A 20,366-nucleotide genomic window follows, 5' to 3' on the forward strand; every position below is an offset into this window, starting at 1 on the left:
TCGTCACTCCTGTTCCAGCGGCAGCCGGACCAGCACCCGGAAGCCTTGATCGCGGCGGGGTCCCATCTCGACGGTCCCGCCCAGTGCGGCGACCCGTTCTCGGATGCCGATCTGGCCCAGGCCGCCTCCAGCAGTTCCATGCAGGGGCCGGCCGTCGTCGAGGATCTCCGCCTCGGCATATTGGGCTCCCGCCCGGATCCGGACATGGGCGGACCGGGCCGAGGAGTGCTTGCGTACGTTGGTGAGGGCTTCTTGGACGACCCGATAGAGGGCGGCTTCCTGGGAGGTGGAGGTACGCCCGAAGGCTGCCTCGTCACCGACCAGCTGGAGGTCCACCTCGAGGCCGAGTTTGTCCATCTCGGCGACCAGTTCGGGCAGCCGCGCCAGATTGGGTTGGCCCGGTTCCTCGCCGTCGGCGTCGCGCAGGGAGCCCAGCACGCTGCGCAGCTCGGCGATGCTCTGCCGGGCCGACCGCTCCACCTGACCGAGCGCCTCGGCTGCCAGTTCCGGCTTCTTCTCCAGCGCCCGCCGCGCCGCCCCGGCCTGGACCCCGATCAGGGCGACATGGTGGGCGATCGAGTCGTGCAGATCCCGCGCAATCCGCAGCCGCTCCCCGACGACGGCCTGGTCGGCCAGCTGTCGGGCCTGAGCCTCGATCAGCTCCGTCGACGCGATCACCTCGGCCTCCGCGCGAGCCTGCTGCCAGGCGTTGCGTCCCAGCCAGATCGCGCCACCGAAGAAGGCCACGTTGAGCACCACGGTGTAGATCCAGTACGGCACCATCGTGGTCAGCAGCCCACTGAGCTGGGCATTGGCCACGGGGACCGTGAGCGCCAGCCACAGCGTCATCGCGATCGACTCACCGACTGCGGCGATCATCACCCACATCCGATTGCGGCCCCAGGCCACTCCGGAATAGAGACTGACGAAATAGACCACCTGCATGCCGACCTGGACCACGATGTGTGGCGCAAAGGTACCCACCAGGATGAAGTGGCTGGCGAGTAGCACCGTCGACACCACCGGCCACCGGCGTCGGCCCATCAGCAGCACCGCCGCCACGGCTACCCACACCACATCCCACTGCCAGGGCGGTCCGCCTTGGGCGAGGCTGGTCGTCACCCAGACGTTGGTGACAGCGAGCAGCAGGAACCCCAGCGCAATCACCACGTCGGCCCGCCACCACCGCGGTGGCAGCGGGCGTACGAACGGGTCATCGACGCCGAAGAAGTCCTTCACAGACTCAGACCCCGGCGCGGTCCAGTGCCTCGGCGGCGGTCCGGTAGCCGAGTTCGATCATTTCGGGGGCGCGGTGGAAGTCGAGGACGCCGCAGGAGTTGCGCGGGATCGTCATCTCGACGTCCGCCGGGTGCGCTGCTCGCCGATAGCGGGTGATGAGGGCCTGCATGGCCTCCAGCGACCCGTTGAGGACGTCGAAGGTGCGCAGCCCCTCCGGTAGGTCCTCCAATATCCGTTCCTCGACCGATTCGGTGTCGGTACGCGGCCGCAGGCCCAGCATGCCACGCAACTTCTTCAGCCACGGTTCGCCTCCTTCGGGGGCGGCGGACTCGTGGGTCACCGGACGCAGCGAGGTCGCGCCGGTGGCGGGACCGGACAGGTCCACCGACACGACTAGGTCAGCGTCCATCCCGGCCAGTGCCTCCAGCGGGACCGGGTTGAGGACACCGCCGTCGACGAGCAACCGACCGTGGATCATCACCGGGGTGATGACGCTGGGGATCGCAATCGAGGCACGGATTGCGACATCGACCGGGCCGCGCCGGAACCACACCTCCCGCCAGTGGTTGAGGTCGGTGGCGATCGCGACGTAGCGGATCTGCAGTTCCTCGATCTGGGCGTCGTCAAGCATCTCGCTGATCCGCGACAGCACCCGCTCCAGGCGTACCGCGCCGGGCTGTCCGAGGGCGGGATCCATCATCCGTAGCACCTTGCGTTGGTTGAGCGACATCGCCCATTCCTCGAACTGGTCCAGCGCGCCCGCAGCATAAAGTCCGCCGACCAAGGCCCCCATCGAGGTGCCGGCCAGGCCGACCACCGTGCAGTTGCGTTCAGCGAGGGCCTTGAGGACGCCGATGTGGGCGTACCCGCGGGCCCCACCCCCGCCGAGCGCCAGGGCAACGGTCGTGCCGGTCGGGCTGGTGCCTGTTGCGGTGGTCATGGCCGTCATCCTAGGTGGCGGCGGGTCTGTCCCGAGACAGGCTGGGGCACTGTACGCCGGCTCACGACAGCGATCCGGGCCAGTGGAAGGACCCGACCACGAGGGCAACCATGACCGCGCCGACGCTGGCGGCCAGAGCCAAGCCGATCAGCAGTCCGTCGCGCCAGCCCATCGTCGAGGGACGGGCCCAGGTCCGGGTGCCGCGGCCGAAGCCGCGGGCCTCCATCGCCGTGGCCAGAGAACCGCCGCGGCGCAGAGCCAGCACCAGCAGCGCGAAAGCCATCGTGAACCAGCGTCGGAACCGCCCGGTGTCGCCCAGGCCGCGGGCGCGACGGGCCTGCGCCATCGTCGTCCAGTCGTCGGTGAAGACCGCCATCAGCCGAATGCCCGCCAGAGCACCCAGCACGAATCGGGCCGGCAGCCGCAGCACCTGGGCGAGGCCGTCCGCGAGTCGGGTCGGGTCCACGGTGCCGAGCACCACCAGGATCGGGATGCCGATGGCGAGCACTCGCACCGAGATGGCGATCGCCAGGGTGATCGAATTGTCGCTGACCTGACCGACGCCGAAGCTGAACCAGATCCGACCGCCGGGACGGGCGTACAGCAACATCGAAATGCCCGACAGCGGGGCGGCGAGCAGCAATGGCCAGGCGCGGCGCAACACGGTGACCGGGCCGATCCGGGCCGTCCCGAGCAGCAGCGCGGAGCAGCCGAAGGCGACCAGCGCCGAGACCAGGTCGATGGTGCTGAGCAACGGCAAGGAGTACGCCACCGCAGCCAGGAACGGAGTGACCGGGTTGACCCGATCCAGCCACGAGGTCCGGCCGCTCATGCGGGGGCTCCGGGCTCGTCGGGGTGGCTGGGCTCGTCGGGGTGGCTGGGCTCGTCGGGGTGGCTGGGCTCGTCGGGGTGGCTGGGCGCCTCCGGCTGGTGGGCGGCCGGCAGGTCGAGGACTTGGTCCCCCAGGGCAGCGGCCACGTCGGGATCATGGCTCACGGCGACCACGCTGGTGCCCTCGGCGACCAGATCGGCGATCAGCTGGCACAGCTCCGCCCATGTGGTGCGGTCCTGCCCGAAGGTCGGCTCGTCCAGCACCAGGACCGCCGGCGCGGTGGCGAGAACCGTCGCGACCGAGAGCCGGCGCTGCTCGCCTCCGGACAACGTGAACGGGTTGGCGCCGGCGACTTGGTCCAGCCGCAGTGTGGCCAGCAACCGTTCAGCGGTGGCGCCGGGGTCTGGGTGGCCGGCGGCGCGCGGGCCGACGGCGAGTTCCTCGCGTACGGTCGCCGCCACGAACTGGTGGGCGGGCTGTTGGAAGACAGTCCCGATCCGGGTGAGGAGTTCAGCCGAACGCCATCGGTGTGGCTCGGCCGGATGCGCCCGTACTCCATGGCTCAGCGTGGGGTGGGCTGCGAATTCGCCGTCAAGCGGCGGCAACAGACCCGCCAGGGTGAGCGCCAGCGTCGACTTGCCGGCGCCGTTGGGTCCGGTGATGACGGTCGCTTCCCCGGCGCGCAGGGTCAGGTCGATGTCGGTGGCGGCCGGCACTGGGGTGCGACGCCGCCAGCCGGCTCCCCTGAAGCGTCCGACGGTGAGGGCTCTGGTGTGCAATAGGTCGTCGCCGGGCGTCAGCGGCGGACGTTTCAGGGCGGGTGCCGGGCCCGGCACCCAGACGCCAGCCCGGGCCAGGTCGGCGCCGTGGCTGGCCATCACCTCGTCGGGGCGTCCGTCAGCCAGGACGCCAGCGCCCGGGGCCAGCACGACGACCCGATCCACCAGCGGCAGCCACGCGTCGACGCGGTGTTCCACCACCACCAACGTGGCGCCGGTGGCGGCGACCACATGCGCGACCGACCGGCGTACCTGCTCGGCGCCGGCCGGATCGAGGTTGGCGGTCGGCTCGTCGAGCAGCAGCAAGCCCGGCCGCATCGCGAGTACGCCAGCCAGCGCCAGGCGTTGCCGTTGCCCCCCGGACAGTTCGGTGGTGGAGCGGTCCAGCGGGAGGCGCAGCCCGACGGCGGCGAGGGATTCATGGACTCGGGCCCAGATCTCGTCACGGGGCAGCGCCAGGTTTTCGCAGCCGAATGCGACGTCGTCGCCGAGCCTGGCCATGATCGTGTTGGCCTGCGGGTCCTGCAGGACCAGACCGACATGGCCGCTGGAGTTGTCCTCCCGCAGCCTGTCCGGGGACTTCCCTCCCACCCGCAGGGTGCCGGTCTCGTGGCCCTCGTCGGGGCCGCCGAGCACCCCGGCCAAGGCGGCGAGCAGGGTGGACTTGCCGGCGCCGGAGGCGCCCAGCAGCAGTACCCGTTCGCCGGGCTGGATGCTCAAGTCGAGGTCCGCGACGGCTGGCGTACGCCGGGTGGCGTGCCGCCAGCCCCAGCCGCGGGCCTCGACTCCGAGCGGGGTGATCGGCGTTGCCAGTGGGGTCACGCCTCGACGCGGGCGTCGCGACCGGCGGCGAATCGGTTGAGGGCGCCGGTCTTGGCGAGCGCCTTCATCAGGATCCAGCCGAGCAGGCCAGCCAGCAGGGCACCGGAGACCACACAGGTGCCCAGATAGGTGAGCAGGAAGCCGGCGCCCTTGGCGAGGTTGCCGGAGGTGAAGAGTTCCAGTGTCCAAGCACCGACCGCGGCGCCGGCGCCAGCCAGCATCGCGATGCTGACGTTCCAACGGCGGTAGAGGAAGATCGCGAAGATCAGTTCGGCGCCAATGCCCTGCGCGAGGCCGGAGTAGACGGTCTCGATGGACCACTGCGACCCCAGCAGGGTGGAGACGACCGCCGCCAGCAGCTCGACGAAGAGGGCCGCGCCGGGCTTGCGGATCACCAGGCCGCCGAGCACGCCGCCGAGCAGCCAGACGCCGGTGGCGATGCCGGCCAGGCCGGGGGTGATGGCCGACATGGCGGTCCACCAGGCGTACCCGATGGAGTTCCAGACGACGAAGATCAGACCGCAGGCGACGCCGAGGACGGCGGCGACGACGATGTCGATGACACGCCAGGCCCGGGTGGGCGGCGTGGCGGTGGTGGGTTCGGTCTCGGTGGAGACGTCAGAAGACATGGCAGTGCCTTTCCGGTATGAAACGGCACGGGTGAAAGAGATCCTCCCTGCGCTGGCATGATCCAGATCAGGTCCGACGGTCGAAGGCTGCGGCCTCCCTCTCAGCCCGGCGCACCGGACTCCCGTGTGTAATGGCCGTGACTATAGCGCTTGTCGCCCGGGTGCGGGGCTCAGCGAATCTGGTCGTCAGCTGCCCCTCCACGCGCGGATCTGCAAAGTAACCCTGTTTCTCGGCGTTGAGGTCAGCTGGTGACCACCGAACACGACAACGGCCTGTCCTGCGCCGGGTTGGCGGCAGGACAGGCCGTGGGCGTACGCCTCAGCGCAGTTGGAGGACGCGGAGTGCGATGACGATCAGCGCCAAAACTGCAACGCCGGCGATGATGGCGTTCTGGCGGGTGCCGGGCTGGACGCGGCGACGGTTGCGGTCCCACGGATCGCGCGGGGCCGGCGGGCGCCAGGCCAAGCCGGCACCGATGATGCCGCCGGTCAGGACACCGCCGAGCACGGCCCACCAGGAACCGCCGGATACCAGGTGCAGCAGCAGGAAGATGCCGATCAGGATCGCGTCGCCGCGGATGTCTTCCTTCTGCATCAGCTTGATACCGGCGTTGACCGCAAACATGGCCAAGATGCCGGCCGAAGGGCCGATGACACCGATGTTGATCGGGGACAACCACACGTGCAGGGCGGCGCCACCGAGCAGGGCGGTGAGATAGATGCCGACCGTACGCCAGGGGCCGAAGGTTGCCTCGAGCTGGGCGCCCAACATGTAGAGCACCAGCGAATTGAGGGCCATGGCGAACAGTCCGGTGATGCCCCCGTTGCTGGCCATCAGGCCATAGGTGACGACGCGCCAGACTTCGCCGTAGGCGACGGGTCCCGCGGCCAGGGCCATGAACTGGGCAAAGACGCCGCTGGTGATCATGTTGGCCAGGGCAGTCCCCACCAGCACCGCCACGATGACGAGGGTGCCGGTGGGCCTACGTTGGCCGGTGCCCAGGCCGGGGACCCGAAAGGTACTCATCCAGCGATCTCGACGCTCTGGATCTCGACGGGCTGCTTCGGCTGGTCCCGCGGGCCGGTCTCGACAGCGGCGATGCGGTCCACCACGTCTTGGCTCTCGGTGTCCTTGACCTCACCAAAGATGGTGTGGCGACGGTTGAGGTGCGGGGTCGGCGCAACGGTGATGAAGAACTGCGAGCCGTTGGTGTTGGGGCCGGCGTTGGCCATCGCGAGCAGGTAGGGCTTGTTGAAGGAGAGCTCGGGATGGAACTCGTCAGCAAACTCGTAGCCCGGGCCGCCGGTGCCGATGCCGAGCGGGTCCCCGCCCTGGATCATGAAGCCGGAGATCACGCGGTGGAAAATGACGCCGTCATAGAACGGGCCGCGCTTCTTCTCCCCGGTCTGCGGGTCGGTGTACTCCTGGGTGCCCTCGGCGAGGCCGACGAAGTTCTCGACGGTCTTGGGCGCATGGTTCTCGAACAGCTCGATCACGATGTCGCCGTAGTTGGTGTGCAGGGTGGCGGTCTTGGCCATCAGGTTTCTCTCCTGGGTGCTGAACCGGGCGACCGGACGCCGCGCCGGATTGCTGGCCAGTCTTTCATGTCGGGTCAACGGCTGCGGCAGCGGCAGCGTACGCGGCGGGTGGCGTACGCCGGGGGGTGGCGGCAGCGATGGGGCCGCCCGGTACCGTGGTGGTCACTCCCATCGGGAGACCCATCAACCATTCGGAGGAAAAGTGAAGCGCAAGAACGCCGCCGCAGAGATCACTCACACGGCCGCCGAGCGCGGCCAGGCCGCAGTCGATGCCGCCAAGTCCAACCTGGGCCCGCTGCTGGAGCAGGCTGCCGACAAGGTCGGCCCGTACGCCAACGAGGCCAAGCAGCGCGGCGCCCGCGCCGCCAGCCAGGCGATGGACCAGCTCTCCCCCCACCTCGACGACGCACTCAACAAGGTGACCCCGGCCGTCGACACGGCCCGGGCCAAGCTCCAGGAGGACGTCCTCCCTAAGCTGCAGCAGATCCTCGCTGATGCCGCAGACCACCCGCTGGCGCAGGAGGCCACCAAGCGTGGCCAGGCCACCGCCGCCGCTTTGAAGGGTGAGGTCGAGGCGCCGAAGAAGAAGAGCAAGGCCAAGAAGTTCTTCCTCGTGACCGGCATCCTCGCCGCCATCGGCGGCGTCGCCTTCGCGATCCAGAAGTTCGTCCTCAACAAGGACGACTCGGCCTGGACCGCGTACACCCCGGCCGATCCGAAGCCTGCTGCCAAGCCTTCCGGCCCGACGGTGTCCACCGCCAGCTCCGCGCCGGTCGACGGCGGCGAGGCTGACCCGACCGCCGGCGCGGAGCCCAAGGGCGAGCGCACGATCGATGACGCGGTTGACGAGACCATCGTTGACGGTGCCGCGGCGGCGTACGGCCCCGGTTCGTACGTGGGCGAGGAGCCGCCGGCCGGCTTCACCATCAAGGGCAACGAGCGTTCGATGAAGTTCCACACCGAGGAGTCGGGCGGCTACGACCGCACGATCGCCGACGTGTGGTTCGAATCCGAAGAGGCCGCCGAGAAGGCCGGCTTCTCCCGCGCCCAGCGCTGATTCACTGCTAGTCCGCAGTTCACCGACTGCACCAGGACGGCGGCGTACCTTCGGGTACGCCGCCGTTCTTGCGTTTCGGGGCCGGACCGGCACCGCGGGAGCGCGTGGGAGGCAGGTGGGGGTCACCGGCGTACGTTTCCTCAACAAGTTGAAGTTTCGGCGGCGGGCCGAGCCCGGGGCGCGCAACCACAGGACGCTGTAGTTACGCAGGTGGAATCGCCGATCCGACCTGCACAACTACAGCATCCTGTAGTTGCGCCGCTGGGACTAGTCGCTGCGCGCGGACGACCTTCAGGCCAGTAGCCCCCATTCCAGCAACGCTGCGGCCTCCTCGCGTACGCCCGGATCCGGATCCGAGGAGGCCAGTTCCACCAGCGCCGCTCGGCCCTGCTGGCGTACCAACCATTCGGGCCGCAGGCCGTACTGCAGCGCAGCCAGCCGATGCTCCTCCTGATGCTCCGCGTCGGCACCGGCAGGCGGGTTGGCGCAGATCAGCCGCCACCCCCGGATGCCGGTGCGGGCACAGGCCACCAACGCGCGTTCGAGCACGAAGGTGTCGCCGTCGTCGTTCAGCAACCTCTCCAAGGCGGCATCCACTTCGGGATCGGGAGGTAGTTCCGCAACGCCAGCCGCCACCGCGGCCCGAATCCGGGGATCAGGCGAGTCGGCCAGCCCCAACAGCGTCTGCACATCATCTGCGTAGGTCACGCTTCATCATAGGAAGGCGTCGGAGGCCGGTCCGCGCGCAAGACGTGCAGTCGATTCAGCCAGACCCCCGTTTCAGGAGGGTTCCGGCAATCGACTGCACGTAGTGCGCGCGACCGTCGTGCGCATGGCCTCCGACGGCCACCGCAGAAGAAACGGGGGCCGGTTTTCCTAGGAGAACAGCGATGTGGTTCCAGCGGTTCCTGCGCCTTGGGGCGGCCCGTTCAGCCCTTCAGACCTGAATGCGCCAGACCCTCGATCACCCGGCGCTGCATCACGATGAACAGGATCAGGATGGGCGCCATCGCCATCAGAGAGGCGGCCATCATCACCGGATAGTCGATGACGTACTGCCCGTTCAGCGACGCGATCCCCACCGACAGGGGCCGGTCCTCAGCCCGGCTGGTGACCACCAAGGGCCACAGCAGGTTGTTCCAGGCGGCCAGCGTCGTGATGATCGCCAGCGCGCTGATCGAGGGCTTGGCCAGCGGCAGCATCACCCGCCAGAAGATCTGGAAGGAGTTCGCACCATCCAGCCGCGCCGCTTCCTCCAGCTCGGCCGGCATCGACACGAAGAACTGCCGCATCAAGAAGGTGCCAAAAGCACTGAAGATCGTCGGGATGACGATGCCCTGCACGGTGTCCAACCAGCCCAGGTTCTGGACGATCTGATACTGCGGGATCAGGTACGCCTGATTCGGAATCATCAGGATCGACAGCATCACCGCAAAGATCGTCGCGCTCGCCACAAACCGCATCCGCGCGAAGGCATACCCGGCCAAGCTGCACAACACGATCTGACCCAGCACCGTCAGCACGGTCACCTGGACCGACACCCAGAACTGCGACATGAAGGGGACCTGCCGGAACACCTCGACGTAGTTCTCGAAGCGCAGTTCCTCGGGCCACAGCGCCGGCGGCACCGAGGTGACCTCGGCGGTGCTCGACAGCGACATCACGATCTGCCACAGGAAGGGGAAGACCATGATGAAGCCACCGATCGACAACACGATGTGCGCCCACCAGTTGCTGCCACCGCGCCCTCCGCCGCGTACCTTGCGGGCCTTCTGCCCCGCTCCCGGCGCCGGCAGCGCCGGCGCTGTGTGCGTCTCACTCATAGCTGAACCACCGCTTCCGTGCCCAGAACTGAATCGCCGTCAGCACCCCGATGATGAGCATCAGCAGGATGGCGATGGCCGCACCGGTGCCCTTGTCGTTGGCCACGAAGGCCTCCCGGTAGAACAGCGAGACCATCGACTGGGTCTCGCTCCGGATCGGATTCGACTCACCGATCATGATGAAGATCAGGTCGAACAGCTCCATACCGTGGATCACGCTCAGCACCGTCAGGAAGAAGATGCTGGGGCTCAGCAGCGGCACCGTGATCGAGGTGAGCTGACGCCAGTTCGATGCGCCGTCGATCTTCGCCGCTTCGTAGACCTCGGCCGGGATGCCGCGCAGCCCCGCGCCCAGGATGATGATGTTGAAGCCCAGCGAGGACCACACCCCCACCACGCCGATGACGACCAGCGCCAGCCATTCGGTGGAGGTCCAGTGGATCCGCGGCACGCCGAAGACCCCCAGGAACTGGTTGAGGATGCCGTACTGACTGTTGAAGATCATCCCCCACACCAGCGCGATCGCGGCCGGCATCGAGACGAACGGCGCGAAGTACAGCACCCGATAGAAGCCAGCGAACCGCAGCCCGGGCCGGTTCAGCAGGGACGCGATGTAGATCGAGATCGGCAGCCCCAGCAAGAGCATGGCCGTGTAGACCAACGTGTTCGCCAAGGCCCGGGGCACCTGGCCGGACTGCAGCAGCCCGATCCAGTTCTCGAGCCCGACGAACTCCGTGCCGCCGAAGACGCCCCACTCGGTGAGGGAGTAGTACGCGGTCTGGATCACCGGCCAGAAGTAGAAGATGGCCAGGCCGAGCAGCGTCGGCAGCACGAACAGCCAGGGCCACAGGCCATCCGGGTTGGCGACGCTGCTGCGACCGCGCCGCTTACGGGGCGGCGCGGCCGGTTCAGCGGTGGCCACCTGGGTCACTTCTTCTCCTCGGCCAACAGGGCGTTGATCCTTTCGTCCAGCTGCGTCGTCCCCTCCTCAACCGACAGGTCACCGGCGAGGATCTTGGGCACCATGTCACTCTCCACCTGCAGCCATGCCTGGGTGTTGGCCGAGACCGGGTAGGGGAAGCCGTACTCCTCGGCGGACTCCGGGAAGATACCCAGATCCCACTGCGGGCGAGCATCGATGTACGCCTGCTCAGTCCCCTTGAATGCGGGGATCGAGGCACCGGACTCGCCGATGATCTGCTGGGCTTCCTCGCTGCCGGTGTAGACGGCGAACGCGGCCGCCGCATCCCGGTTGTCGCTGTCGGCACTGGCGACCACAGCGCCACCGTGGAGCACCACGCCGCGCTGCTTGCCCATCGGCAGAGGCACCACCTGGATCACCTCGCCGACGGCGGAGTCGGCGTACCCCTTCACCCGGAAGCTGCCGCCGTAGACCATGGCGGCCTTCCCGCTCTTGAAGAGCTCGTCCGGCGAGGTGTCAGCGGTGGTCTGGATGGTCGGCGAGGAGCCGTCGACCACCATGTCGCGCAGGAACTGCAGGGCCTCGCGGCTGCCTTCGCTGGAGTACTGCGCCTGGGTGGAGTCCTCGTTGAGCACCGCGCCACCGGCCTGGAAGATCAGGTTGTAGAACAGCTCCTGGTTGTACGCACCGCCGGCGAAGCCGTAGATGCCCTCCCCCTTGAGCTTGTCGCTGATCTCCTTGGCCGTGGCGTGGAGGTCCTCCCAGGTCCACTCGGCGGTCGGTACGTCGACCCCGGCCTTGCCGAAGATTTCCTCGTTGTACCAGAGCCCGATCGAGTCATACGAGGTCGGAATGCCGTACGGGGTGCCCTCGTAGGTGTAGAGGTCGGCCATCGCTTCGGGATAGTTGCCGAGGTCCAGATCCCCCGCCTCGACGGCCTTGTCGTAGCCGACCAGCTTGTCGTTGCTGGCGTACAGCTGGAAGTTGGGGCCGTTCATCATGAAGGCGTCGGGCAGGTTGTTGCCCGAGGCCTGGGTCTGCAGCCGGGTGAAGAACTCCTTGAACGGGCTCTTGGTCATCTGCACCGTGATCTTCGGATAGTGCTTGTTGAAGCCGGCGATCACGGCGTCCCAGGCGAAGTCGGACTCCCAAGCGGCGAACTCAATCGTCGCTTCCATCTCGGTGTCGTTGATGTCGACATCGCCACCGGGGCTTCCGCCGGTGTCGGTGCTGCAGCCTGCAACGGCGAGACCCGCCAGCCCCATGCTGCCCGCCAGTAGTGTGCGTCGCTTCATGACAATCCCCTCTTCTGTGCTGCGTTGCTGTGCTCACGCCGCCGGGCGGCGGCGAAAGTGATGGTGGTGAAGTCGAATCGGTCGCCGCGATAGATCGATCGGCCGAATTCGAGGCGGCGTCCGCTCCGGTCGAAGCCGACCTGGGTGGCGAACAGTGCCGCGGCTCCGGCCCGGACCTCGAGCAGGTCGGCCAACGGCTGGTCGAGGTTGGTGGCCGAGATCCGTCGGTCGTGCCGATAGACGGCGGTGCGGTACGTGGTTTCGAACAGTTCGTAGAGGGATCCGGACAGGTCGTGGCTGAGGATCCCGGGAAAGAGTTCGTCGGGCAGCCAGACCTCCTCGACTGCCATTGGGCTCTGGTCTGCGACCCGCAGCCGGCGGATCCGAATCACCGCGCTGCCCGGGGAGATGCCGAGGTTGCGGGCGGTGCTGACGTCGGCAACCTCCCGTTCGGCCTCCAGCACCTTGCTGGTGGGATGCCAGCCGCGGGCGAGCGCGTCCTGGGTGAAGGAACTCAGCTGTGGCGCCTTGGACAGGTGCGGGTCGACGACCACCGGCGGCCCACCGGCCTGGGTACGGATCTGCTGTTGGTCGCGCAGCATCGCCAGCGCCGAGCGGACGGTGGCGCGGGCCACCCCGAATTCGGCAGCGAGCTTGCGTTCGGACGGCAGCACAGCCGAAGGCTCACTGCCGACGATGTAGCGGGCTTCGATCGAGTCCCGCACGTCATGGGCGATTCGAGCTGGTCGCACGGGCACCTCCTCGTTTCCCTATCCCGGACCGTTCCGGGTGAGCGGGAGCCTAGACCAGTGGTCCGGTCACGACAACGCTCTGGTCTGCTCATCGACACAGAATCAGGTCAGAATCGCTTTGTTTCAACCGCAGTGGTCTGGAAACTCTGGTCAGCGGGGTTGGGGCATGCCAGCATCTGGCCTGTGACCGCTCTCGAGACGTATCGCAGCAAGGTGATGGAGCTCATCGGCCGCGGCGCCGACGAGACCGATGCCTTGAAGGCTGCCGCCCACCTGATCGCAGACTCGCTGCAGCGCGGCGAGGTCCTGCACGTCTTCGGCTCGGGGCACTCGATGCTGCCAGCCATCGACGCGACCTTCCGGGCCGGCGGCCTGGCCCCGGTGAATCTGCTCCACGACCCCGGCCTGGCGCCCTGGGAACCGACCCGGGTGTCGCGGGTGGAGCGGCTGCCCGGTTATGGCAATGCGATCGCCGATCTGCAGGATCTGCGCGCCGGCGAGGTGGTGGTGATCGTGTCCAACTCCGGCATCAACCCGGTCCCGGTGCAGTTGGCTGAGCGAGTACGCCGCGACGGCCTGACCGTGGTCGCGATCACGAGCCGCCCCCACTCCGAGGCAAGCGGCTCCCGCCACCCGGAGGGACTCAAACTGATCGATGTCGCCGACATCGTCATCGACACCCACGCCCCCGAAGGTGATGTCACCTTCACCCTCGACGACGGCACCGAAACCGGCCCGGTGTCGACGATCCTGGCGACGACGCTGATCCATTCGCTCACCATCGCCGCGATGGCGGAGTTAGCCGGCCGCGGCGTACGACTGCCGGTGCTGCGGTCGATGAACCGGGCCGACGGGGACGAGTCCAACGAGGCCGTGATCGAACCATTTCGGGCTCGGTTGAGCCGGGAACCGTGACATTCAAAGACCGTGACCGGAAGGAGCCGTGACAATGCCGGACCCCTTCGCCGGGCTGCAGGCGTTGGTACGCCGGCGCGTACCGGGCCTGTCCGACCGACTGCAGCTGGACCCGCTGACCTCCGAGTCGGGGGCCGATGCGGTCACCATCGCCGCCAGTGACGGCGTCGTACGGATCGCGGCGACCGGCCCGGCTGCGGCCGGGGTCGGCCTGGCGCGAGCATTGGAAGAGATCTTCGCCGCGGACCTGTCCTGGGACGGGCCAGTATTCCGTGAGGCAGGCGGGGTCATCGATGCGAGCGCGCCGATCCCGGACCTGCCCGAGCGGCGGCTGCTGACCCACCTGCGTACCCGCTATCACCTCAACCCGGTGGTGTTCGGCTACACGATGGCCTTCTGGGGCTGGCCCGAGTGGGAGCGTCACATCGACTGGATGGCGCTGCACGGCGTCACCGCGCCGCTGAATCTGGTCGGCCACGAGACGGTGCTGGTGGGGATGCTGACCGACCTCGGGATGGGCCGCGACGAGGCCGCCCGGCATGTCGGCGGGCCGGCTTTCCTGCCGTGGCACACGATGGGCGTCACCCACGACTGGGGTGCCGCGTTGACCGACGCAGCGCTGGCGGAGCGGGCCCGGCTCGGCCAGCAGATCACCGAACGCGAACGCGAACTCGGCATGACGGTGGTGCTGCCGGGCTTCGCCGGTCAGCTGCCGGAGCCCCTCGCCGGGTCCGACACCACCATCGAGTGGCAGGGTTGGCGTACGGCATTGGTCGCCCCTGGCAGTGACCTCTTCCGGGAGGCTGCCGCAGCGCTCTATCTCCGTCAGCGGGACATCTTCGGCGCCGATCCCGAGGGGGCGGGTCAGCGCTGGGCGGTCGATCCCTACATCGAGTCGGTGCCACCCACCACCGAGCCGGCCGACCTGGCAGCCCACGCCGGGGCGATCTTCGAGGCGATGACCGCCGCGGATCCGGAGGCCATCTGGGTGTTGCAGGGCTGGCCCTTCCACTACCGGTCGGCGTACTGGACCGAGGACCGGGTCCGAGCGCTGCTGTCCGGGGTGCCCGACGAGCGGCTGGTGCTGCTGGACTTGTGGGGCGAACACGCGCCGATGTGGCAGGCCACCGGCAATCTCTACGGGCGCCGGTGGCTGTGGTGTCTCGCCCATTCCTTCGGCGGCAGGTTCGGTCTGTTCGGGGACCTCGCCGGGCTCCACGACGATCTGGCCGGGATGCGTGAAGCGGCCCAGCGGCGTACCCGTGGCCGGCTGGACGGTTTTGGCATCACCTCCGAGGCACTCGACGAGAACGCCGTGGTCTATGAGCTCGCCACCCGTGCGGTCTGGTCACCGATGCCGCGGCTGCCACGGTGGCTCGACGACTTCGCCGCGCGCCGCTACGGCACCCATGCACCCGAGGCACTCGACTTCTGGCGGGTGCTCGCCGACACCCTGTACGCCGCGGGCCGGACCCGATCCACCCCCTCACCGATCATCGCCCGTCCCTGGGACCGGGGCCTGCCCTTCGCGAGTCAGCGGTTGGCCGGGGAGGCCCTGCCGGAGCGGACCGGACCGCCGTCGGCCAACCTTGACGCCGAGAACGACCCCGAGATGCTCGCGGCGCTGCCCACCCTCGCCGGAGCCGTACGCCGGCTGCTCCCCCTGCTCGGCCCGGACAGTCCCGCTGCACTCGGTCACGACTTGGCCCAGGTCGCCATCCATGTCGGCGCGCAGGCCACCCGGGCGCCGCTGCGGGCCATCGCCGCGGCCGCCGATGCCGCCGAGATACGCGCCGAGGGCCAGGCCGTCGAGGCGTTGGTAGGTGCGGTGGACGCGGTGGCAGCGACCCGACCGGAGCTGTTGGTGGGCCGGTGGATCGCCGCTGCGCGGGAGGTTGCCGGCACCGATGAGCAGCTCGCGGATGCGCTGGAGTGGGATGCCCGCTCGCTGATCAGTGTCTGGGGCAGTCAGGACAGCGGACTGCACGACTATTCGGCCCGGCACTGGGCCGGGTCGTTGGTGGACCTGCACCTGCCGCGATGGCAGGCGTGGGTGGACTGGCTTACTTCCGGAGACCCGGACCCCGAGCTACTGCGCGAGCAGATCCGCCGGATCGAGGAGGACTGGCGCGCCTCGACCGACCCCTACCCCACCGAGCCCCGCGGCGATCTGGTGACCGCCGCGGCGTACCTGCTCGACCTGGCCGAGGCGCAGCTGCCCCGCCTGATGTCCCTCACCTGATCGCCCGGTGAGAAGGAGAATCGTGACCGACCGTCGACCCAACATCCTGCTGATCCTCTCCGATGACCATGCCGCCAACGCGATCAGCGCGTACGGCTCGGTCGTCACCCAGACGCCGCACATCGACGCGATCGGCGAACGGGGCCGGCGGGTCGACTCCTGCTTCTGCACCAATGCGGTGTGTACGCCCTCGCGCGCCTCACTGTTGACCGGTCAGCACAGCCATCTCAACGGGGTGACCACGCTGCATTCGACCTTTGATGCGTCGCTTCCGACCTTCGCGAGCCAGTTGCAGGCGCAGGGCTACCGCACCGGAATCGTCGGCAAGTGGCATCTGGGTGAGGGTGAGGGTCACGATCCACAGGGCTTTGACCACTGGGAGGTGCTGCGCAAGCAGGGTGAATACTTCAACCCGCAGCTGCTCTCGCCAAGCGGGGTGGAGGTCGTCGAGGGGTATGTCACCGACATCCTCACCGAGCGCGGAATGGCTTGGGTCGACTCGCTGGAGGGCGACGATCCGTGGTGCCTGTTGATCTATCACAAGGCGCCGCACCGCAACTGGCAGCCCGACGAGGCTCACGCTGGGCTGCACACCGATCCGATCCCGTTGCCGGCGAGCTTCGACGACGACTATTCGACCCGGTCCTCGGCGGCGTCGATGGCGGCGCTGCGGGTGGTGGACCACCTCACCACCAACGACTTCAAGCAGGATCCGCCGCCGGACCTGACCCGGGACGAGCTGGTGCGGTGGAAGTACCAGCGCTACATGGAGGACTACCTCGACTGTGTGGCGGCGATCGACGACAGCGTCGGGCGGGTCACCGCGTGGTTGGAGCAGCGCGGCGACATCGAGGACGCGCTCTACATGTACAGCTCCGACCAGGGCTTCTTCCTCGGCGATCACGGCTGGTTCGACAAGCGGTTCATCTATGAGGAGTCCATCCAGATGCCGCTGCTGGTCAGCTATCCGCGCCGCATCGAGCCGGGTCCGCCCGTGACGCAGCTGGTCTCCAACGTCGACTTCGCGCGCACCATCCTGGACGCGGCCGGCGTCGAACCGCACGAGGGGATGCAGGGGCTGAGCTTCTTTCCTCAGCTGTGCGGATCAGACGATCCGACCCAGGACGCGATCTACTACCGCTACTACGAGAACGACGATGTCGAGGCGCACGTGCTGGCCCACTACGGGCTACGGACCGAGGACTTCAAGCTGGTCTACTTCTACAACGACGGGATGGGACACCCGGGCTCCTCGCAGCGCCGGTTCGTCCCCGAATGGGAGCTCTTCGACCTGCGCTCCGACCCCCAAGAGCTCCACAACGTCGCCCACGACCCGGCGTACGCCGAGATCCGCCGCACGTTGACCCGCCAGCTCTGGGATCTGCAGGCCGAGCTCGGCGACGAGCCGCACCCCGACCAGCCGCAACCGGCGTAGGCGGGCATCGCGCGCAAGACGTGCAGTCGATTCGCGCCACGGCCGGTTTTCGGGGGGTCTGGGCAATCGACTGCACGTAGTGCGCGCGATCTGCTCGACCCCCGGTCTGAGCCGCCGACGGGAGGGATCGGTGCGCAACCACAGCATGCTGTAGTTGTGCAGGCGAAAGGGCCGATTCGGCCTGCGCAACCACCGCATCCTGTGGTGACGCAAACCGGTCGGCCGCCGAGGACTCGAGGTCAGACGCAGGCCGTCCCGTTAGCACGACCCGCTCAGAACTCCTGGACGCCGATCTCGACGCCCTCGAGGTGGGCGGTGCTGTCGGCGAAGTAGCCGTCGAGGTCCTGGATGTCGAACTCCTCGATCATCTCCCGGGCGGTCCGCTCGGGCGTACGGCTCGACAGCACCACCATCCCCACCAGGCCGGGGTCTTCGATGAGGACGTCGGGTCCGTACGCCGCCTTGAGCCGGGCCAGCTTGTCCTCGTTGTAGCCCAGGTGCACGACGACGTAGTCGAGGTTGATGGTGTGGCTGAGCAGGAAGTCGTACGTGCTGGTGGAGGCGATCTCGGTCCCGGCCGGGTTGACGATGGTGCTGCGGTTGGGCGGATAGACGCAGCCGGCGAAGTACGCCCGGGTGTCCAGCGCCCATTGGCTCTGCACGAAACCGCCGTGGTACGCCGAGGGGAAGAGCACCAGCTCGGGCTTCACCTTCGCGACGGCCGCGCGGACCTGGGCGAAGTTGAGGTCGAAGCAGATCGCGGCGCTGATCCGGCCGAAGTCGAGCTCGGCGGCCATCACCTCGTGGCCCGGGCGGATGAACCCCGCCATCTCGCCCAGGGTGGGGACGATCTTGTCGTAGGTCGCCACCACGGCGCCGTCGCGGCCGATGATCTCCAGGGAGTTGTAGATCGCGCCGTCGTCGGCGACGCGGTAGCTCGGGTAGGTGATGTAGGTGTGGTGCGCCACGGCCAGCCCGGCCAGCGCGTCGCGTACGTGGCTGCCCTTGGCGTGGATGAAGGCCTCCAGGTCCTGCCCGCGCAGGAATCGGGGGGCCGGCTCGGCGCTGATCTGGGGTCGGTCGAACATTTCGGGCAGCACAACGATGTCGGGGCGGTCGGGCAGGACCTGGGCGATGCGGCCGGTCCAGTGCTCGACGATGAGGTCCAGCTCGGCGGGGCCGACGGTCGCGGATGGGATCTGGGTGGCGCGCCCGGAGACGAGGGACACGGTGACGTTGCGCACGGGGGCACTCCTGCGTTGGCAGCCGCACATCCGCTGTGCGGCGAGATCGACCCTAGGCCCGGGCCTCGGCAGGGTCAACAGCGTCGCACAGGTCGCACGTTGGGCATGTACGCCACGGTTGACGTAGACTGTGTGGTCGGCACGACGTGCTGCGGGGCCATGGCGCAATTGGTAGCGCATCTGCTTTGCAAGCAGAGGGTTAGGGGTTCGAGTCCCCTTGGCTCCACCAGATCTCGACTCAACGGTCGTCTACGCGCTTGGCGTCGGTGCTGCAGTCGTCGTCAATAGGTCCCCCCGCCGACACTCTCGCCTTGGGCGATGACGCACGCCGATATGACCGACAGTACTTCGCCCGCGCGACGGTGGGTGACAACGACTGAGCTCGCGTGGACCGTGGCCGCGCCTCCATCAGCGCTCCGCTGGCGGGACGTACTCGTGACGAAGATCGCTCACGCGGGCGATGTGGTCGAAGTCGTGGTCGGAGGCCAGCACCGTCGCGCCATTGACGATCGCGTAGCCAGCGATCAGGACATCAATGGCCCCGGCCGCCCGAACCAGACCGGCCTCCCACAGGGCTGTCTGCAAGTCCAAGACCAAGGACTCATCCGGGGCACGCTCGAGCGGGAAGCCCAGCCCGATCCGTTCCCGATACCGCGCGTGCTCCGCCGGTGTCCTGGCGCTGTGGCAGAACTCCAGCACCTGAGGCGGGCAGGTCACGAAGAGATCTGACGGCGTCTGCTCAATCCGTCGCAGCCGGGCCGTGATACCGGGGTCGCCAGTCGCGAGCCTCGCCCAGACCGAGTTGTCGACCAAGTAATCCGTCACGTGACCGGCGAGACGATAGGAGCTCCAAGCTCGGCCGGAAGGTCGGTCAGTTCGGCGATGCCGTCGATCATCGCCCCCTTCTGCTTCGATGCGATTAGCCGACGCAGGGCAAGGTCGAGCACCGCGCGGTTGGACTTCTCTCCCGTCAGTTCCCGAGCACGCTCGATCAGCGCGGGATCCAGGTCAACGCTGGTCATGGCCATGTTCCACTCCTGTCGCCGCAGTCCATATGGCTGATTATATGCGCGTGATTAAGTGACCTGCCGACTCCCCTCTCCAGGCCCCTGCTTGACACCTTATTGAGAATGATTATTGTTCTGCCTTGTGACGGATGACTACCGGGCGACCGCCGGCGCGTACGACCTGATCGCCGAGGCGTACGTGGCGGGGCAGGTCGCGGCGATCGACCAGTGGCTGCCCACGGTTGACCCCGACCACGGCGCGGTGCTCGACATCGGGTGCGGATCCGGCCGTCACCTGGCCCACGTCCTCGATGCTCCCGACCGCGCAGGCGATCGGGTTGGAGCCCAGTGATGCGATGCGGTCGCTGGCGATCGGCCGGCTCGCAGTCCGGCCGGACTGGCGGGATCGGGTGACCGTACGCCCCGAGGGTGCCTTGACCGCCCCGCTTCCCGACCACCTCAGCGGCGTGATCATGCTCGGCGTGTTCGGCCACTTCGCCCCGTCCGAACGCACCGATCTGGTCACCCGGCTGGCGACCCGGCTGCCCGCGGACGCGGCGATCCTGCTGGACCTTCAACTGCCGGAATACCCCACCGAGGTGCCCCGCTACCCGTTCGCCGACACCCACCTGGGTGCGCTGCGCTACCGCGGGTTTGCCGAAGGTACGCCGGCAGGTGGCGAAACGATGCGGTGGCAGATGACCTATCAGACCCTCGACGGCGAGGCGGTCATCGAGCAGCAGACCACCGAGACCAAGTTTCACCACCCCTCGCACCAGCAGGTGCGCGAGCACATGCGCGCCCACGGCTTCGCCCTGAGCCGGCTGCCGGAGACGACCTACTGGCTTGCTCGCCGGACCGGCTGAGCAGTGAACCGACCGACAAGGACACCCA

The 20,366-nt window shown here is 68.2% G+C and carries 21 protein-coding genes, 1 tRNA gene and 1 riboswitch; of the genes, 7 read left to right on the plus strand and 15 right to left on the minus strand.

The window, feature by feature from the left end; all coding sequences use genetic code 11:
* Window positions 1-3: 3 nt before the first annotated feature.
* The 7 genes from CGZ91_RS08555 to CGZ91_RS08585 form a co-directional block, all read right to left on the minus strand.
* The gene (locus CGZ91_RS08555) at window positions 4-1,239 is read right to left on the minus strand and encodes a sensor histidine kinase (protein ID WP_094454301.1); all 1,236 of its coding nucleotides are present in this window, start codon (window positions 1,237-1,239) and stop codon (window positions 4-6) included.
* A 4-nt stretch (window positions 1,240-1,243) separates the two neighbouring features.
* Window positions 1,244-2,179, minus strand: coding sequence for a patatin-like phospholipase family protein (locus CGZ91_RS08560; protein WP_094454303.1), 936 nt, complete (start codon window positions 2,177-2,179; stop codon window positions 1,244-1,246).
* A 61-nt stretch (window positions 2,180-2,240) separates the two neighbouring features.
* Window positions 2,241-3,011: an energy-coupling factor transporter transmembrane component T family protein gene (locus CGZ91_RS08565; protein WP_094454305.1), complete on the minus strand. Its 771-nt coding sequence runs from the start codon at window positions 3,009-3,011 to the stop codon at window positions 2,241-2,243.
* Window positions 3,008-4,612, minus strand: a complete 1,605-nt coding sequence (locus tag CGZ91_RS08570) for an ABC transporter ATP-binding protein (protein ID WP_229116529.1) — start codon at window positions 4,610-4,612, stop codon at window positions 3,008-3,010. Before CGZ91_RS08570 ends, CGZ91_RS08565 begins: the two co-directional genes overlap by 4 nt.
* A complete protein-coding gene (locus tag CGZ91_RS08575) occupies window positions 4,609-5,241 on the minus strand; it encodes an ECF transporter S component (RefSeq protein WP_094454307.1) in 633 nt (210 codons plus the stop codon). Before CGZ91_RS08575 ends, CGZ91_RS08570 begins: the two co-directional genes overlap by 4 nt.
* A gap of 27 nt (window positions 5,242-5,268) precedes the next feature.
* Window positions 5,269-5,377, minus strand: a riboswitch (TPP riboswitch).
* 183 nt (window positions 5,378-5,560) lie between these two features.
* Entirely contained in the window at window positions 5,561-6,268 is a 708-nt protein-coding gene (locus CGZ91_RS08580; protein ID WP_094454309.1) for a rhomboid family intramembrane serine protease, read from the minus strand.
* On the minus strand, window positions 6,265-6,780 hold the full coding sequence (locus tag CGZ91_RS08585; RefSeq protein ID WP_094454311.1) for a peptidylprolyl isomerase: 516 nt from the start codon (window positions 6,778-6,780) through the stop codon (window positions 6,265-6,267). The genes CGZ91_RS08580 and CGZ91_RS08585 overlap by 4 nt, the downstream gene beginning before the upstream one ends.
* A 202-nt stretch (window positions 6,781-6,982) precedes the next feature.
* Here CGZ91_RS08585 and CGZ91_RS14835 point away from each other — a divergent pair, with 202 nt between their 5' ends.
* Window positions 6,983-7,837, plus strand: a complete 855-nt coding sequence (locus tag CGZ91_RS14835) for a sunset domain-containing protein (protein ID WP_179229286.1) — start codon at window positions 6,983-6,985, stop codon at window positions 7,835-7,837.
* Between the two features lie 291 nt (window positions 7,838-8,128).
* Here the strand turns inward: CGZ91_RS14835 and CGZ91_RS08595 are convergent, their stop codons facing one another.
* From CGZ91_RS08595 to CGZ91_RS08615, 5 genes are all read right to left on the minus strand, one after another.
* Window positions 8,129-8,545: a hypothetical protein gene (locus tag CGZ91_RS08595; protein WP_094454313.1), complete on the minus strand. Its 417-nt coding sequence runs from the start codon at window positions 8,543-8,545 to the stop codon at window positions 8,129-8,131.
* A gap of 221 nt (window positions 8,546-8,766) precedes the next feature.
* Entirely contained in the window at window positions 8,767-9,660 is an 894-nt protein-coding gene (locus tag CGZ91_RS08600; RefSeq protein WP_094454315.1) for a carbohydrate ABC transporter permease, read from the minus strand.
* Complete coding sequence (locus tag CGZ91_RS08605; protein ID WP_094451902.1) at window positions 9,653-10,591, minus strand: carbohydrate ABC transporter permease; 939 nt, start codon at window positions 10,589-10,591, stop codon at window positions 9,653-9,655. The genes CGZ91_RS08600 and CGZ91_RS08605 overlap by 8 nt, the downstream gene beginning before the upstream one ends.
* Window positions 10,588-11,877 (minus strand): ABC transporter substrate-binding protein, encoded by a 1,290-nt coding sequence (locus CGZ91_RS08610; RefSeq protein ID WP_094454317.1) that lies wholly within the window; start codon window positions 11,875-11,877, stop codon window positions 10,588-10,590. The genes CGZ91_RS08605 and CGZ91_RS08610 overlap by 4 nt, the downstream gene beginning before the upstream one ends.
* Complete coding sequence (locus tag CGZ91_RS08615; RefSeq protein ID WP_094454319.1) at window positions 11,874-12,629, minus strand: GntR family transcriptional regulator; 756 nt, start codon at window positions 12,627-12,629, stop codon at window positions 11,874-11,876. Before CGZ91_RS08615 ends, CGZ91_RS08610 begins: the two co-directional genes overlap by 4 nt.
* Before the next feature lie 183 nt (window positions 12,630-12,812).
* Here CGZ91_RS08615 and CGZ91_RS08620 point away from each other — a divergent pair, with 183 nt between their 5' ends.
* The 3 genes from CGZ91_RS08620 to CGZ91_RS08630 are packed head-to-tail and all read left to right on the plus strand — an operon-like array spanning window position 12,813 to window position 17,221.
* Entirely contained in the window at window positions 12,813-13,544 is a 732-nt protein-coding gene (locus CGZ91_RS08620) for a sugar isomerase domain-containing protein (protein ID WP_094454321.1), read from the plus strand.
* A 34-nt stretch (window positions 13,545-13,578) separates the two neighbouring features.
* Window positions 13,579-15,786: an alpha-N-acetylglucosaminidase gene (locus CGZ91_RS08625; protein ID WP_094454323.1), complete on the plus strand. Its 2,208-nt coding sequence runs from the start codon at window positions 13,579-13,581 to the stop codon at window positions 15,784-15,786.
* Between the two features lie 22 nt (window positions 15,787-15,808).
* Window positions 15,809-17,221, plus strand: a complete 1,413-nt coding sequence (locus tag CGZ91_RS08630; RefSeq protein ID WP_094454325.1) for a sulfatase family protein — start codon at window positions 15,809-15,811, stop codon at window positions 17,219-17,221.
* 272 nt (window positions 17,222-17,493) lie between these two features.
* Here the strand turns inward: CGZ91_RS08630 and CGZ91_RS08635 are convergent, their stop codons facing one another.
* Window positions 17,494-18,465, minus strand: coding sequence for a carbon-nitrogen hydrolase family protein (locus CGZ91_RS08635; RefSeq protein ID WP_179229287.1), 972 nt, complete (start codon window positions 18,463-18,465; stop codon window positions 17,494-17,496).
* Between the two features lie 153 nt (window positions 18,466-18,618).
* Here CGZ91_RS08635 and CGZ91_RS08640 point away from each other — a divergent pair.
* Window positions 18,619-18,694, plus strand: a tRNA-Ala gene (locus CGZ91_RS08640).
* A gap of 179 nt (window positions 18,695-18,873) precedes the next feature.
* On the opposite strand, the gene CGZ91_RS08645 is transcribed toward CGZ91_RS08640, so the two are convergent.
* Together CGZ91_RS08645 and CGZ91_RS08650 are read right to left on the minus strand one after the other, a co-directional pair.
* Window positions 18,874-19,290: a PIN domain-containing protein gene (locus CGZ91_RS08645; RefSeq protein ID WP_094454328.1), complete on the minus strand. Its 417-nt coding sequence runs from the start codon at window positions 19,288-19,290 to the stop codon at window positions 18,874-18,876.
* Window positions 19,287-19,493, minus strand: coding sequence for a type II toxin-antitoxin system VapB family antitoxin (locus CGZ91_RS08650; RefSeq protein ID WP_094454329.1), 207 nt, complete (start codon window positions 19,491-19,493; stop codon window positions 19,287-19,289). Before CGZ91_RS08650 ends, CGZ91_RS08645 begins: the two co-directional genes overlap by 4 nt.
* Before the next feature lie 121 nt (window positions 19,494-19,614).
* Between CGZ91_RS08650 and CGZ91_RS08655 the strand changes: the two genes are divergently transcribed.
* Window positions 19,615-19,824, plus strand: a complete 210-nt coding sequence (locus CGZ91_RS08655) for a methyltransferase domain-containing protein (protein WP_094454331.1) — start codon at window positions 19,615-19,617, stop codon at window positions 19,822-19,824.
* Window positions 19,784-20,338 (plus strand): hypothetical protein, encoded by a 555-nt coding sequence (locus CGZ91_RS08660; RefSeq protein ID WP_094454333.1) that lies wholly within the window; start codon window positions 19,784-19,786, stop codon window positions 20,336-20,338. Before CGZ91_RS08655 ends, CGZ91_RS08660 begins: the two co-directional genes overlap by 41 nt.
* Window positions 20,339-20,366: the final 28 nt, after the last annotated feature.

This window comes from Parenemella sanctibonifatiensis (assembly GCF_002250565.1).
GTDB lineage: Bacteria > Actinomycetota > Actinomycetes > Propionibacteriales > Propionibacteriaceae > Parenemella > Parenemella sanctibonifatiensis.